Origin of the sequence: Novosphingobium sp. CECT 9465, from assembly GCF_920987055.1 — a bacterium.
Taxonomy (GTDB): domain Bacteria; phylum Pseudomonadota; class Alphaproteobacteria; order Sphingomonadales; family Sphingomonadaceae; genus Novosphingobium.
This window is the reverse complement of record NZ_CAKLBX010000001.1, coordinates 910,780-925,127: the sequence shown is the minus strand read 5'-3', so window position 1 is coordinate 925,127 and position 14,348 is coordinate 910,780. Positions and strand designations below refer to the sequence as shown.

Annotated in this window: 15 protein-coding genes; 10 read left to right on the top strand and 5 right to left on the bottom strand. The window is 62.6% G+C overall.

What is annotated here, in order from left to right; all coding sequences use genetic code 11:
* Positions 1–20: 20 nt before the first annotated feature.
* Positions 21–683 carry a hypothetical protein gene (locus tag LUA85_RS04525; protein ID WP_231467313.1) on the bottom strand — a complete coding sequence of 221 codons (663 nt, stop codon included), beginning with the start codon at positions 681–683 and terminating at the stop codon, positions 21–23.
* Positions 684–831: 148 nt separating this feature from the next.
* Between LUA85_RS04525 and ispH the strand changes: the two genes are divergently transcribed.
* The 3 genes from ispH to rnhA are packed head-to-tail and all read left to right on the top strand — an operon-like array spanning position 832 to position 3,229.
* Entirely contained in the window at positions 832–1,812 is a 981-nt protein-coding gene (gene ispH, locus LUA85_RS04520; RefSeq protein WP_231471768.1) for a 4-hydroxy-3-methylbut-2-enyl diphosphate reductase, read from the top strand.
* A 2-nt stretch (positions 1,813–1,814) separates the two neighbouring features.
* Positions 1,815–2,801 (top strand): homoserine kinase, encoded by a 987-nt coding sequence (gene thrB / locus LUA85_RS04515; protein WP_231467310.1) that lies wholly within the window; start codon positions 1,815–1,817, stop codon positions 2,799–2,801.
* Positions 2,798–3,229 carry a ribonuclease HI gene (gene rnhA / locus LUA85_RS04510; RefSeq protein WP_231467308.1) on the top strand — a complete coding sequence of 144 codons (432 nt, stop codon included), beginning with the start codon at positions 2,798–2,800 and terminating at the stop codon, positions 3,227–3,229. The genes thrB and rnhA overlap by 4 nt, the downstream gene beginning before the upstream one ends.
* Positions 3,230–3,330: 101 nt before the next feature.
* Here rnhA and LUA85_RS04505 read toward each other — a convergent pair whose 3' ends face one another.
* On the bottom strand, positions 3,331–4,428 hold the full coding sequence (locus LUA85_RS04505) for an NAD(P)/FAD-dependent oxidoreductase (RefSeq protein ID WP_371823707.1): 1,098 nt from the start codon (positions 4,426–4,428) through the stop codon (positions 3,331–3,333).
* Between the two features lie 5 nt (positions 4,429–4,433).
* Positions 4,434–5,444 (bottom strand): alpha/beta hydrolase, encoded by a 1,011-nt coding sequence (locus LUA85_RS04500; protein ID WP_231467305.1) that lies wholly within the window; start codon positions 5,442–5,444, stop codon positions 4,434–4,436.
* Between the two features lie 64 nt (positions 5,445–5,508).
* Here LUA85_RS04500 and LUA85_RS04495 point away from each other — a divergent pair, with 64 nt between their 5' ends.
* The 7 genes from LUA85_RS04495 to LUA85_RS04465 all read left to right on the top strand — a co-directional run bounded on the left by LUA85_RS04495 (position 5,509) and on the right by LUA85_RS04465 (position 12,720).
* Positions 5,509–5,997, top strand: coding sequence for a prepilin peptidase (locus LUA85_RS04495; protein WP_231467302.1), 489 nt, complete (start codon positions 5,509–5,511; stop codon positions 5,995–5,997).
* Between the two features lie 73 nt (positions 5,998–6,070).
* Positions 6,071–7,096 (top strand): Flp pilus assembly protein CpaB, encoded by a 1,026-nt coding sequence (gene cpaB / locus LUA85_RS04490; RefSeq protein WP_231467299.1) that lies wholly within the window; start codon positions 6,071–6,073, stop codon positions 7,094–7,096.
* A 1-nt stretch (position 7,097) separates the two neighbouring features.
* Entirely contained in the window at positions 7,098–8,726 is a 1,629-nt protein-coding gene (locus tag LUA85_RS04485) for a type II and III secretion system protein family protein (protein WP_231467296.1), read from the top strand.
* A gap of 14 nt (positions 8,727–8,740) precedes the next feature.
* Positions 8,741–9,406, top strand: a complete 666-nt coding sequence (locus tag LUA85_RS04480) for a CpaD family pilus assembly protein (RefSeq protein WP_231467294.1) — start codon at positions 8,741–8,743, stop codon at positions 9,404–9,406.
* 3 nt (positions 9,407–9,409) lie between these two features.
* Positions 9,410–10,681 carry a pilus assembly protein CpaE gene (locus LUA85_RS04475; protein ID WP_231467290.1) on the top strand — a complete coding sequence of 424 codons (1,272 nt, stop codon included), beginning with the start codon at positions 9,410–9,412 and terminating at the stop codon, positions 10,679–10,681.
* A gap of 40 nt (positions 10,682–10,721) precedes the next feature.
* Positions 10,722–11,696: a type II secretion system F family protein gene (locus LUA85_RS04470; RefSeq protein WP_231467288.1), complete on the top strand. Its 975-nt coding sequence runs from the start codon at positions 10,722–10,724 to the stop codon at positions 11,694–11,696.
* 19 nt (positions 11,697–11,715) lie between these two features.
* A complete protein-coding gene (locus LUA85_RS04465; protein ID WP_231467285.1) occupies positions 11,716–12,720 on the top strand; it encodes a type II secretion system F family protein in 1,005 nt (334 codons plus the stop codon).
* A 75-nt stretch (positions 12,721–12,795) separates the two neighbouring features.
* On the opposite strand, the gene LUA85_RS04460 is transcribed toward LUA85_RS04465, so the two are convergent.
* Positions 12,796–13,803 (bottom strand): fumarylacetoacetate hydrolase family protein, encoded by a 1,008-nt coding sequence (locus LUA85_RS04460; RefSeq protein WP_231467283.1) that lies wholly within the window; start codon positions 13,801–13,803, stop codon positions 12,796–12,798.
* The gene (locus LUA85_RS04455; RefSeq protein WP_231467280.1) at positions 13,800–14,258 is read right to left on the bottom strand and encodes a MarR family winged helix-turn-helix transcriptional regulator; all 459 of its coding nucleotides are present in this window, start codon (positions 14,256–14,258) and stop codon (positions 13,800–13,802) included. Before LUA85_RS04455 ends, LUA85_RS04460 begins: the two co-directional genes overlap by 4 nt.
* Positions 14,259–14,348: the final 90 nt, after the last annotated feature.

Sequence of the window (14,348 nt, the reverse complement as noted above, 5' to 3'; positions counted from 1 at the left end):
CAGATAAAACGCACCATGCTCTAGCGGCGGACGTTGTACTGCAATTGGGCGTCAGTCAGCTGGAAGCCGACCAGCAGTTCGAAGTTGGCCCGCGCCAGCGCAGCCTTCACATCGGGCTGCGACAGCGGGTCGATGGCCGCATCCTCATCACCCGGACGACGCTTGCGCGAGATGCGCTTGACGATGTATTCAGGCAGCGAAGCCTCTGCCTTTTCGACATAGGCGGCGGCCTGCCCCTTGGCCGATGCCCGGTCCTGCCCATCGGCAAATTCGATCACGACCTTGCCCACGCGCTTGGCGACAACCACGTTGCCGCCGCGAATGACCGTGGAGAAATAGGGCAGTTCAACCCGGCGGGCGCCGCGGGTATCGGTGCGGCGCGCCAGCACATCGAACGTCGCCTGCGAATAGAGCTTTTCGCCATCGGTGCACTGCGCACGGACGTTGGTCAGCGATGCCACAACGTCGATCGCGGCCGAATCGGTTCGACCCGGCGTGGAAAACAACGTCACGTCGCCCGTATAGTCGGGTACGCCCACCCGCGGGCAGGGATCGCGCAGAGCCTTCACACCCACCGCCTCGTCCACCACCAGTTCGCCGCGGCCACCGCCACATGCCGAAAGTGCCAGCGCGGCCACGAGCGGAGCGCCCAACAGGGCGAGACGACGGGCGGATGCGATCATGGGCACTTTCATCCTTGGCAATTCGTTGGGGCAATTCGTCGGTTACGTCGAAATTCAGGGGCACGAAGCCACCTTTCCGGCCACCTCTACCCATCACATGCGCTTTCGGCAATGGCAGCGGCGCGCGCTTGCTGCTAAGGACCGCCGGATGAACGCCAGCTTGCCAGACGCCGCCGCCACGCCGGTTCCGCCCCAGGCCCCTTTGCGCCTCCTCATCGCCGCGCCGCGCGGCTTCTGCGCCGGGGTAGACCGGGCGATAGAGATCGTGGAGCGCGCACTGGAACGCTATGGCGCGCCGGTCTATGTCCGCCATGAAATCGTGCACAACCGCTTCGTCGTCGATGGATTGAAAGCCAAGGGGGCGGTGTTCGTCGAAGAACTCGATCAGGTGCCCGATGGCGCACCCGTGGTGTTTTCCGCACACGGCGTACCCAAGCTGGTGCCGCAGACCGCCACCGAACGCGGGCTGGACTGGCTTGACGCCACATGCCCGCTGGTCAGCAAGGTCCATCGTCAGGCCGAACGCCAGGTAGAGGCCGGCCGCCACATCCTGTTCATCGGGCACAAGGGCCACCCCGAAGTCATCGGCACGATGGGCCAGGTGCCTGAGGGTGCGATTTCTCTGGTGGAAACGGTGGCGGATGTCCACGCGCTCGATTTCACCGATGCCACGCCGCTTGCATTCCTAACCCAGACCACGCTGTCGGTGGACGATACGGCTGAAATCGTCGCTGCCCTGCGCGCGCGTTTTCCGACCATCGCGGGGCCGAAGGCGGAGGACATCTGCTATGCCACATCGAACCGGCAGGCGGCAGTCAAGGCCATTGCCGAGGAATGCCAGCTTCTGCTGGTGATCGGCGCGCCTAACAGTTCCAATTCGCTGCGGCTTGTCGAAGTGGCAGAGCGGCTCGGCACGCCCTCGCGGTTGATCCAGCGCGCCAGTGAGATCGAGCCGACATGGCTTGATGGCGTCACCACGCTGGGCCTTACCGCCGGAGCCTCTGCGCCCGAAGTGCTGGTGCGCGAAGTCGTCCAGCGCATCGGCGAAATCCGTACGGTCGCCGAAGAAACCATCACCACGGCCGAGGAAAAGATGGTGTTCAAGCTGCCCCGCCAACTGGTCGACTGACGATGGCGGTCTATACCCATATCGGTGCGGAAGACATGGCTGCGCTGATTGCAGAATTCGACGTAGGGCAGCTCGTCTCGGCCAAGGGCATCGCCGAGGGTGTTTCGAACAGCAACTGGCTGCTTGAAACAACCGGGTCTGCCAGCAATGCGACACGCTTCATCCTGACGATGTACGAATTCCGCATCGAACTGGATGACCTGCCATACTTCCTGTCGCTGCTCGATCATCTGGCCGCCAAGGGCTGCCCGGTGCCGCGCACGATTCATGATAGGGACGGCGCGCTGTATCGGATGCGCGGAGAAAAGGCCCTGGCTTTGATCGAATTCCTGCCCGGCGTTTCGGTCAGCGATCCCACGCCTGCGCAGGCGCGCGCCGTCGGCGCGGCGCTGGCGCAGATTCACGCTGCGGCAGCAGACTTCGCCGGAACCCGCGCCAACGGCATGGGCCTTGCCGAATGGCAGCGCCTGTTCGATGCCTGCGGAGCCGCAGGGCTTGCTTCGATCGATCCCGACCTTGCAGGACTGATCGCCGATTTTCTGCCCAGAGTCGCCGCTGCATGGCCCACAGACTTGCCCCGCTCCGTCATCCATGCCGATCTGTTCCCCGACAACGTGCTGATGCTGGGTGACAAGGTTACCGGCCTCATCGACTTCTACTTCGCCTGCAACGACCTGACGGCTTATGACGTGGCAGTAACCCACGCCGCATGGTGTTTCGACGCGACGGGCAGCACCTTCCGCGCCGATCTTTCCGCCGCTCTCCTCGAAGGCTATGAAAGCCTGCGCCCGCTGTCAGCCGATGAACGCGCCGCCCTCCCGTTGCTGGCGCAAGGCGCGGCGCTGCGCTTTACAGCCACCCGCGCCTACGATTGGCTGAACACGCCTGCCGATGCACTGGTCATGCGCAAGGACCCGATGGCCTTTGCCCGTCGGCTGCAATTCTATGCCGCCAATCCCGCCATATTCGACAAGGGCGTTACCGCATGAAGCACGTCGAGATTTTCACCGATGGCGCGTGCAAAGGCAATCCCGGCAAGGGCGGCTGGGGCGCGCTGCTGCGCATGGGTGAGCGCGAGAAGGAAATGGCCGGTTCCGAAAAGGACACGACCAACAACCGCATGGAGCTGATGGGTGCGATCCGCGCGCTGGAAGCGCTAACGCAGCCTTGCCAGGTCACCCTCCACACCGACAGCAAATACGTGATCGACGGCATCACCAAATGGATCTTCGGCTGGCAGAAGAAGGGCTGGAAAACCGCCGACAACAAGCCGGTAAAGAACGAAGACCTGTGGCGCGCGCTGGTCGACGCCGTCCGCCCGCACAAGATCGAATGGGTCTGGGTCAAGGGCCACGACGGACACCCGGAAAACGAACGCGTGGACAAGCTGGCGAGTGACGCGGCAGTAGCGGCGTGATTCCTCAACCTTGATGAGGAGATGCGCCCCCGCGAAGGCGGGGCCTCGTGAGGTTGCACGATGAGGCCTGAGGCCCCCGCCTTCACGGGGGCGCGTAATTCTTATTCGGCAAACCGGTCCGGCGCATAGACCGTAGCGTCTATCCCATCCGTCAGATCGTCGCGCGGAAGGCCCAGAAGCAATTGCGCGCCAAGGCGGGCGGCAGCAGGTGCGGTCTGGATGCCGAAGCCACCCTGCCCCGCAAACCAGAACAACCCGTCCATGTGCGCATCGAAGCCATAGACGGGCAAGCGGTCCGGCGCGAACGATCGCAAACCCGCCCAGCGCCGTTCCAGTGCCGCGATCTTCCAGTCGACCACCTTTTCGAAGCGATCGATAGCGATGGCCACATCCAGTTCTTCCGGCGCGGCATCGCCTGCCACGTCGGGAATCTCGTCGTGCGGGGAAAGCCACAGCCGTCCGCCCTGTGGCTTGAAATAGAAGTCTTCGTTGATTCCCAAGGTCAGGGGCAGATCGTCGGCCGGAACCGGGGCGGTCCGCAATTGCACGATGGTCCGTCGCAAAGGATTGATCCCGACAGGTGCCGCGCCTGCCTGCACCGCCACCGCGTCGGCCCAGGCCCCGGCAGCATTCGCCAGCATCGCACAACGCGCCTCGCCGCCATGCCAGGCAATCCGCCAGCCGATGCCATCGCGCTCGATCCGGTCCACCCGCGCCCGCACACGCAGCACCGTGCCGGTGCGCTTTGCAGCGGCCAGATAGTGCTGATGCAGGCCCGCCACATCGATGTCGGCACATTCCGGCTCCCACGCGCCGACCACCCAATCATCGCGCAGGCCCGGCACCCGATCCAGCAGCGCCGCCCTGCCCTGCAGATGCAGCGTGGCACCAAGGGCGGAGAACGTCTCGACAAAGGCTTCCACCTTGTCCCGGTCTTTGGCCTGCCCGATGTTCAGCGCGCCGCGCGGGCTAAGGTAGCCGCCCTCACGCAGGAAACGCCCCGATGCCATTGTCAGCGGAAACACGCCCGGCCCGCCGTACGTCTCTTCCCAGAACGCAGCAGAGCGCCCGGTGGTATGATAACCCGGTGTATCTTCCGCTTCGACCAGCAGGACGCGGGCATGGGGCGCGCATTCGGCAGCGAGGCTGGCTCCGGCCATTCCCGCCCCGATGATCGCAACGTCGAACGATTCAACAATCAGGGTCACGAAGCCTCCGCCTCTTCCGGCCAGGGCGCCATGCGATCGAGGAAATCGTCGATCACCTGCATCACCTTGTCGCGCACCGGATCGGATTCACGCAGCAGTTCATGCCGCGCTTCGCGACCCCAGCTTACCAGTTGTGCGCGCGGCAACCGCCTCGCCGCCTTCTCGATGGCTTTCCACGACACCAGTCCGTCATGCCGCGTTGCCAGCAGCAGCACCGGCACGTCCACCGCTTCGAGCATCCCCGGTCGGTCCAGCACCAGCATCGAGGCATAGGCGCGCTCTACCCAACGCCAGCTTCCCGGCCCCATGCCAAGGTACGGCCGCTCAACCTTCCAATAGGTTTCGTCGCCATAGCGCGCTTCATCGTGCGTCAGCAGCGCGTTGCGCGCGACCGCCGTAGCGCCCGGCTTTTCGCTGCTCTTCCACGCCACCCGTTCGGGACTGCCGAATCGGCACAGCGCTTCTGCCACCTTGTGCAGCAACCGATTCGGTCCCGGAGTCAGGAAACCGAGCATGGGAGCGCTCAAAACTGCGGCAACAGGGTTAATCTTCTTCTCCGCAACCGCACGGAGCACGAGGTGCCCGCCCATCGAATGGCCCACGATCACATGGGGTGCTGGTGTTGCTTCAACCCATGCGCGCCAGAACGCGGCAAGGTCGTCCAGCCATACCGAAAAGTCACCGATATGGCCGGTCATCGGGTCACTGGCAAGCCTGCCGGACCCTGCCTGTCCGCGCCAGTCCAGCGCGGTAACACGCCACCCCTCAGAGTGCCAGTAATCTAGGGATTCCAGATACTTCTCGTAGAAGTCTCCACGCCCAGGCAGGAACAGCAGCGACCCTCTCGGCGCAGCATTCGGGTCTTCGTCGTGTGCGCCAGGCCAATCGATGCGGCGCAGCAAATGGCCATCGCCTGCAACCCAGGTTGCTTCGTGCGCGGCCGCCGGAATCGCCCTCCGGTCGATGGCCTTGCGCGTACCCGAAATCATGCCGCGTCGTCTCCACATGACGCTGATCCGCGCCAAGGTTTGGTTACCGTTTGGTAAGTGATTGTCCCGTATGCCCCATGACATGCAGGGGAACATCTTCGTTTACGGACTGGTCGGAGCATTGGCAATCGCGCTGCTGGTTGCTGCTTTCACCGATATCCGCCGCCGCCAGATCGACAACTGGCTCAATGCCGCCGTGGCGCTTGGCGCACCTGCGTTCTGGTGGGCTTCAGGCCTTTCGGTTTGGCCGGACATGGTCATCCAGGTGGCACTGGCGCTGGCGACATTCGTTGCGCTGGCCGGACTGTTCGCGCTCAAGCTGATGGGTGGAGGCGATGTCAAGTTGCTGTCCGCGCTCGCTTTGTGGCTGGCTCCCATGACTTTCCTCAAGCTGCTGGTGGTGATGTCGCTGCTCGGCGGATTGCTCACCATCATCTTCGCGGCGTGGCACTACACGGTGACCCGCAAACGCGATGCCAAGATACCCTACGGCGTGGCGATCGCCTCTGCCGGACTGATCACGCTCGCCCCCGTTCTCGAAGCCGGATGGCGATCGGTGACAGGGGCGTAATCACGATACTGCAAATTTTAACCAATTTGCCCGAGAGATGCGGGCCGGACTTTAGAGGGCGGGACAAGTAGCCATGGACAAGAGGAAGCTGATGTTGCTCGTGGGGGCGCTGATCGTGGCGATCGGCACGGCCTTCGCAGCAAGGAGCCTTTTCGTCGGCGCATCGACGCCGCAAGCCGAAGCGGCTTCGAAGGTGCCGATGGGACCGAAGGTCCTTGTCGCCCAGCGCGCTCTGCCGGTCGGCACGATCATCACGGCAGACTCGATCAACTTTCAGGCCTGGCCCAAGGACATGGTCCAGGATGTCTACTTCGTCGAGGGCGAAGCCGACATGCAGAAGCTGCTCGGCACCGTGGTTCGCAACCCGATCACGGCCGGCGAACCGATGACCAAGGGCAACCTCGTGGCCCCCGGCGATCGTGGCTTCCTTGCAGCAGCCCTGGGCGCAGGCATGCGCGCTGTAACCATTCCGGTTTCGGCCCGTACCGGCGTTGCCGGCTTCGTCTTCCCCGGCGATCACATCGATCTGGTCCTGACGCAGACCGTCAAGAGCAATGGCGAAGGCATGCCGCTCAAGGCCTCCGAAACGATCATGAAGAACCTCCGCGTCCTGGCAACCGACCAGTCGACCGAACAGGTCATGGTCGAAGGCAAGACCCGCGTCCGCACCTTCAGCACAGTAACGCTCGAAGTCACGCCGAAGATGGCCGAAAAAATCGCGGTATCGCAGACCATCGGCACGATCAGCCTCTCGCTGCGCTCACTGGCCGATAACTCGGCCGAACTGGAACAGGCGATTGCATCTGGCGACGTCAAGATCCCCAGCGGTGTCAGCAAGCAGCAGGAAGAGGCGCTGCTCAAGCAGGCGATGAACCGCCCGATCGAAAGCACCAACGCCAGCTTCGTGACCGGCGGCGACGTATCGCGCTTCCAGCGCAAGACGATGCCCGCAACGGCCCCTGCAGGCGGCAGCCAGTATTCGGCCTCCTCCGCTCCGGCACCGCGCCTGTCGATGAATGGCAAGCCGATCCCGACTGGTCCCGTCGTCCGGGTGACTCGCGGCAAGGACACCGAATCCGTCGCAGTGGGAGCCAAGTAACATGAAGACCCAGCGACAGACCCCGCTTGCGAAGGGCAGCACCATGACACGCCGTCTCTCCACCTCGCTGATTTCGGCCGCGATGATCGCACTGCCGGCATCCCTGATCCCTGCCACCGGCGTACTTCACGCCCAGAGCGTGACCAGCCCGGCCCGCAGCGTGACCCTTTCGATCGGCCGTGGCGAACTCGTCACCGTACCGGGCCGCATGACCGACGTGTTCGTCGCCAACGACGAAGTCGCCGATGTACAGGTCAAGTCGGCCAACCAGCTCTACGTGTTCGGCAAGGCCGGTGGTGAAACCACCATCTACGCCAGCAACGCCAAGGGCGACGTGGTGTGGTCGGCCAATGTCCGGGTGGGCAACAACCTCGATTCGATCGACCAGATGCTGCACATGGCAATGCCGGAAGCGCGCGTGAACGTCTCGACCATGAACAACACGGTCCTGCTCACCGGGACCGTGGCTGCACCGGAAGACGCAGCCGAAGCCGACCGTCTGGTCAAGGCCTTCGTCGGTGACAAGACCAACGTGATCAGCCGCCTGAAGATGGCAACGCCGCTGCAGGTGAGCCTCCATGTCAAATTCGCTGAAGTCAGCCGCTCGCTGGTCCGCCAGATCGGCGTGAACCTGACAAGCATCGACGGAACCGGCGGGATCAAGTTCGGCATCGGCCAGGGCCGCTCGGTCGGCTCGACCTATACGACCGATCCGCGCCTGCCGTTCGGGGTCGGCGTGTCATCGACGAGCGGTTATATCCTGGATCCGACTGGTGCGACCAACAACTTCGTCCAGACGCCGGGCAGCGCCGTTTCCGCAACCTCGGCTGGCACCACGATCGCCGGCATGGGCAAGCTGCTCGGTCTTGATCTTCTCGGCGCGCTCGATGCGGGCGAAACCATCGGCCTGGTCACCACGTTGTCGGAACCGAACCTTACCGCGATTTCGGGTGAAACCGCCGAGTTCCTTGCCGGGGGCGAATATCCGATCCCGGTTTCGCAAGGGCTTGGCACAACGTCGATCGAATACAAGAAATATGGCGTCAGTCTGGCCTATACACCCACGGTTCTTTCGAACGGCCGGATTTCAATTCGCGTACGCCCCGAAGTGTCCGAACTTTCCAGCACTGGCGCACTGAAGCTCGACAGTATCGAAATCCCGGCGTTGACAGTGCGTCGCGCCGAAACGACCGTCGAACTCGGTTCCGGCCAGTCGTTCATGATCGCAGGGCTGCTCAGCAACAGCGCGCAGAACGCGCTGACCAAGATGCCGGGAGCCGGTGATATTCCGATCCTGGGTTCGCTGTTCCGTTCTACCAGCTACAAGAAGGGCGAAACCGAACTGGTCATCATCGTCACGCCCTATCTGGTCAATCCGGTCAACGCCAATGACATCCGTCTGCCAACGGACGGTTTTCAAAGCCCGAACGACATCCAGCGCCTGCTTGGTAACATGGAAAGCGATGGGGTGACGGGTGGTGATCGGCCCAAGCCGACCGAGAAGGAAGGCACCGTTCAGGCCGCACCGAAGGTCGGTGCACTCGACGTGCCCAAGGCGCCCGCCCAGCCGCGCGACCGTCGCGGCGACCAGAAGGTCGCCAGCGCCGCCCCCGGCTTCAGCATCCAGTGAGAAAGGGACAAGCAATGCGCCATAACCTCACCCGCAGCACAACCGGTGCGCTGGTCCTCGCCGCTGCCGCCGTCTTGTCGGCCTGTTCGACCACGCCGGAAAACCGTATGCTCAATTCGATCCATCAGCCGGTTGTGGAACGCAATCGCTATGTGTTCGATGTGGAAACGCTGCCCGGCGGCGGTCTTTCTATCACGGAACAGCGGCGCCTTGCCGGATGGTTTGAATCGCTCGACCTGAAATATGGCGACAAGATCGCGATCGACGATCCATTGCAATCCCGCGCCACGCAAGGCGCAGTGGAAGCAGTGGCTGCCCGCTGGGGCCTGATCGTCGGCACTGGGGCTGCCCCGGTCACCGAAGGCTATATTGCCGCTGGGTCGGTTCGCATCATCGTGTCGCGCACGACGGCCTCCGTGCCCGGATGCCCGGACTGGAACCAGAAATCGGATTTCTCGATGACCAATCGCACCACTTCGAACTTCGGCTGCGCGGTCAACAGCAACCTTGCCGCGATGGTCGCGGACAAGGAACATCTGGTCCAGGGCGCGACCGGAACTGGCGAAACCGTCGTGATGAGCGGCACCAAGGCCATCGACAGCTTCCGCAATGCCCGACCGAGCGGCGAGGATGGCCTGAAGAACAACAGCACGTCCAACGCCAGCGGCGGAGGGAACTGATCCATGAGCAAGACCGCAAACCGCGATGCCTTCGCCGCCTTCATGTGCGACGAAACCGCCCTCGACATGATCCGTCCGGTCGTCGTCGACATGGGCTGGGCACCGGAAAAATGCCACCGTGGCGGCCTTCGCAACGCGATCCAGTCGCTGTCGATCACGGCAAGCCCGAACATCCTGATGGTCGATCTGTCCGAAAGCGGCGATCCGCTGAACGACATCAATGCCTTGGCCGAAGTCTGCGAACCCGGCACGGTCGTCATCGCAGTGGGCCAGGTCAACGATGTGCGTCTTTACCGTGATCTCGTTGCTTCAGGCATACAGGACTATCTGCTCAAGCCGCTTAACGCCGGGCAAATCCGCGATGCGCTGGTTCAGGCGCAAAACGTGTTCACCGCCCCCCGCAATCATGATTCCGGCGCGGTCAAGCGCCATGTCTCGACGGCGGTCGTGGGGACTCGCGGCGGGGTTGGTGCCTCGACGCTGGCAACCTCGCTTGCGTGGCTGTTCAGCACCGATCACAAATTGCCGACAGCGCTGCTCGATCTCGACGTGCATTTCGGCACGGGCGCCCTCACCCTCGATCTTGAACCGGGCCGCGGGTTGACCGACGCGATCGACAATCCCAGCCGCATCGACGGTCTGTTCATCGAACGCGCCATGATCCGCGCGAACGACAGCTTGGCGATTCTTTCTGCCGAAGCACCGATCAGCGCGCCGCTGATGACCGATGGCGCCGCCTTCGTGCAGTTGGAGGAAGAGTTCCGGCAGGCGTTCGAGATGACCGTGATCGACATGCCGCGCAACATGCTGATCAACTTCCCGCATCTGCTGACCGATGTGAACGTGGTGCTTTTGACCACCGAACTGACGCTGGCCGGGGCACGCGATGCAATCCGGTTGCTGTCATGGCTCAAGACCAACGCCAGCCACGCCCGTCCGATCATCGTCGCCAACAAGATTCAGCCGGGAGCCAACGAGATCAGCAAGGCTGACTTCGAAGCCTCGATCGAGCGCAAGATCAACTTCATGCTGCCCTATGACATCAAGGGCGCATCCAACGCGGCGAAGCTCGGCCAGACATTCGTTGCCGCCAACCGCGCCTCGAAGGCCGGTGGTGTCCTGCGCGACATTGCCGACTCCGTGATCGGCTCGGTCGACAGCGAAGGCGTGACAGCCGCCGATACCGGTGCGGACAAGCGCAAGGCTTCACTGCTCGGCAAGTTCGATCTCAAGAAGATGCTCGGCCCCAAGGGCAAGGCCAACGCTGCGGCTTGAACAGTCAGGCAACCGGTGACGTGACAGGAAGGCAAGAACGATGGCGAGCATGATCCAGCTTTTTGTGATGGCCGCAGGCCTGATGCTGGCCATGGTGCTCGGCTACGCAGCGCTTTCAGGGCCATCGGCATCCAAGGAAAGCGGCCGCCGCCTGCAATCCGTGCGTTTCCGGCATTCGGAAAACACCAATGACAAGGTCGAAGCGCAGTACCGCCGGACGCTTGCTTCGCGCAAGCCGACCGCAATGCGGATGGCCGGTTCCGGTTCGCGGATGGAAGCGCTGGCTCTACGGCTGAAACGCACGGGCAAGGGCTGGACAATCACGCAATATCTCTACGTCAGCGGCGGTATCGCGCTTGCGGTCATAGCCCTGATCTACATCAAGACCGGTGCCGCCGCACTGGCACTTGGCGGTGGCGTCCTTATCGGCGGCGGTCTTCCGCACTTTCTCGTCGGCCGCGCCATCAACAAGCGTATCGAGAGCTTCACTGCGCGCCTTCCAGACGCGCTCGACCTTTTGGTGCGCGGATTGCGGTCGGGCCTTCCCGTCACCGAAACGCTGGGTGTCGTTGCCAGCGAACTGCCTGGCCCGGTTGGCGAAGAGTTCAAATTGGTGACCGACCGCATCAAGGTTGGCCGTACTATGGAAGAAGCCTTGCAGGACACAGCCGACCGCCTGAACCTGCCCGAATTCAACTTTTTCTGCATCACCCTGGCAATCCAGCGCGAAACCGGCGGCAACCTTGCAGAAACGCTGTCCAATCTCTCCGATGTGCTGCGCAAGCGCGCACAGATGAAACTGAAGATCAAGGCGATGAGTTCGGAATCCAAGGCTTCGGCCTATATCGTCGGCGCGCTGCCGTTCATCGTGTTCGGCGTGATTTATGCCATCAACCCGCTGTATCTCGGCAAGTTCTTTGTCGATGACCGCCTGATCATCGCCGGCCTTGGCGGCCTCACCTGGCTGAGCATCGGGGCCTTCATCATGGCCAAGATGGTCAGCTTCGAAATCTGAGCGAAAAGGACAGGCGATCATGTTGAATTCTCCGCCCGGACCGACGCTTCTCGGTTTTGACGTCTATCTTATCGGTTCGATCCTCGTGGCGGTCGCTGCCATGGCGGTCATGCTGGCGATCTATGCCGCGGTCACCGTGCGCGATCCGATGACCAAGCGTGTCAAGGCCCTTAATGAGCGGCGCGAACAGCTCAAGGCGGGGATCGTAACCGCCAATGCGCGCAAACGCACCAGCATCGTCCGTCGGAACCAGACGACCGACCAGATCCGCGGATTTCTTGAATCGCTCAAGGTCCTGCAGGACAGCCAGCTCGCGGTGGTCCAGCAAAAGATGGCGCAGGCCGGTATCCGCAAGAAGGAATGGGCGGTCGCCGTCATCCTTGGCCGTCTCATTGGCCCGATCGTGCTCGGCCTGTTCGGGGCCGTGGTCTTCTACTGGTCCAGCATGTTCCCGGAATGGACGCCGTTCAAGCGCTTCATCGGTTTCGCGGTCTGCCTGATACTGGGTTACAAAGGCCCGGACATCTTCGTCCAGAACCTGATCGGCAAGCGTACGCACGCTATCCGCAAGGGCTTGCCCGACGCGCTCGACCTGCTCGTGATCTGCGCCGAAGCCGGTCTCACAGTCGATGCCGCGTTCAACCGCGTTGCCCGCGAACTTGGCCGTGCCTATCCCGAACTTGGCGATGAATTCCAGCTTACCGCCATCGAACTGTCATTCCTGACCGAACGTCGCCAGGCGTTCGAAAACCTGGCCTACCGCGTGGATCTCGATTCGGTGAAGGGCGTGGTCACGACCATGATCCAGACCGAACGCTATGGTACGCCGCTGGCTTCGGCGCTGCGTGTGCTTTCGGCCGAATTCCGCAACGAACGCATGATGCGCGCCGAAGAAAAGGCCGCGCGCCTGCCAGCGATCATGACCATCCCGCTGATCCTGTTCATTCTGCCAGTGCTGTTCATCGTGATCCTTGGCCCGGCTGCCTGCTCGATCACCGATAGCCTGATCAACCGGAAGTCCTGAACACGGACACCGGCAAGACAAAAGGCCCGGCAGGTTCACCCCCCGCCGGGCCTTTTTGCATTTATGTCAAACCTGTCAGGGGCGGCTTACAGACTGCTCGATAGCGCCGAAGATGCTCTTGCCCCTGGCGTCCCGCATTTCGATGCGCAGGCTATCGCCCCATTTCAGGAACGGCGTCACCGGCTTACCACCAGCGATCGTTTCCACCATCCGTTGTTCGGCGATGCAGGCATAGCCTCTCCCGCCCTGGGCCACGGGGCGGCCGGGCGATCCGTCGGCATCGCGGTTCGATACCGTGCCCGATCCGATAATCGAACCCGCGCCGATCCGCCGCGTCTTGGCCAGATGCGCAATAAGCACACCGAAATCGAACGTGCATTCCTCGCCGGCTTCGATCCGGCCAAAGGGAGCGCCGTTCAGGTCAACCATCAGCGTACGCTGCAACTTGCCACCGCGCCATGCATCGCCAAGTGTTTCCGGCGTGATGAATACGGGCGAGAAGTGGCTGGCAGGCTTGGACTGGACAAAGCCGAAACCCTTGGCCAGTTCGCCGGGAATGAGGTTGCGCAACGAAACGTCGTTGACCAGCCCGATCAGGCGCACGTGACGCAGCGCATCAGCCGGTGAGACGCCCTGCGGCACATCACCCGTTACCACCACGATCTCAGCCTCGAAATCGCAGCCCCATGCCTCGTCTTCCAGCAACAGGGGTTCGCGCGCACCCCGCAGGTCATCGCTGCCACCCTGATACATCAGTGGATCGGTCCAGAAGCTTTCCGGCAGTTCCGCGCCACGGGCCTTGCGCACAAGTTCCACGTGATTGACGTAAGCGCTGCCATCGGCCCACTGATAGGCACGCGGCAGCGGGGCGCAGGCTTCGCGTTCGTGGAACCGCTTGCGCGGAATCGCACCGTGGGCAAGCTCGATGGACAGCGCCTCGATCAACGGAATCAACCGGTCCCAATCATCGAGCAGGCCTTGCATGGTCGGCACGATATGATCGGCATCGGCATACCATGCCAGATCATCAGAAACCACGATGAGACGCCCGTCCCGGCCCTGCGGGAGCGAGGCCAGCTTCACTTTTCGTCGCCTTCGATGGTGCGCGCGGCCTTCAGCAGCTTGTCGAGAATCGTCCTCAACTTTTCCTGTTCGCGCGGCGTGATAGCCGAGAAGATCTTCTCGTAGATTTCCACGGCCTGCGGCCAGATCTTGCCGTGCAGATCCCGGCCTGCAACCGTCAATTCCAGGTGATGCGAACGGCCGTCCATCTCGTTCGGGCTGCGCTGGACATAGCCCCGGTCTTCCAGGACCTTGCATGCCCGATTGACCGCGACCTTGTCCATCAGCGTGGCCCGGACCAGATCGCGCTGGGTAAGCGAACCCGCATCGCCCAGCACCGCCATGATCCGCCATTCGGGAATTTTCAGACCGAATTCACTGCGATATTCGCCCGATATCAGACCGCTCACCGCATTGGAGGTGATCGCCATCCTGTAGGGCATGAAGTCAGAGAGTCTGGTCGCTGTTCCGGGCATGATTTCGTATCACATGAAACCAGCCTGAGGTGCAAGTGGGAAATATTATGTCATCAGGCGGCGCGCGAGCCGATACTTCGTTTCAACAGA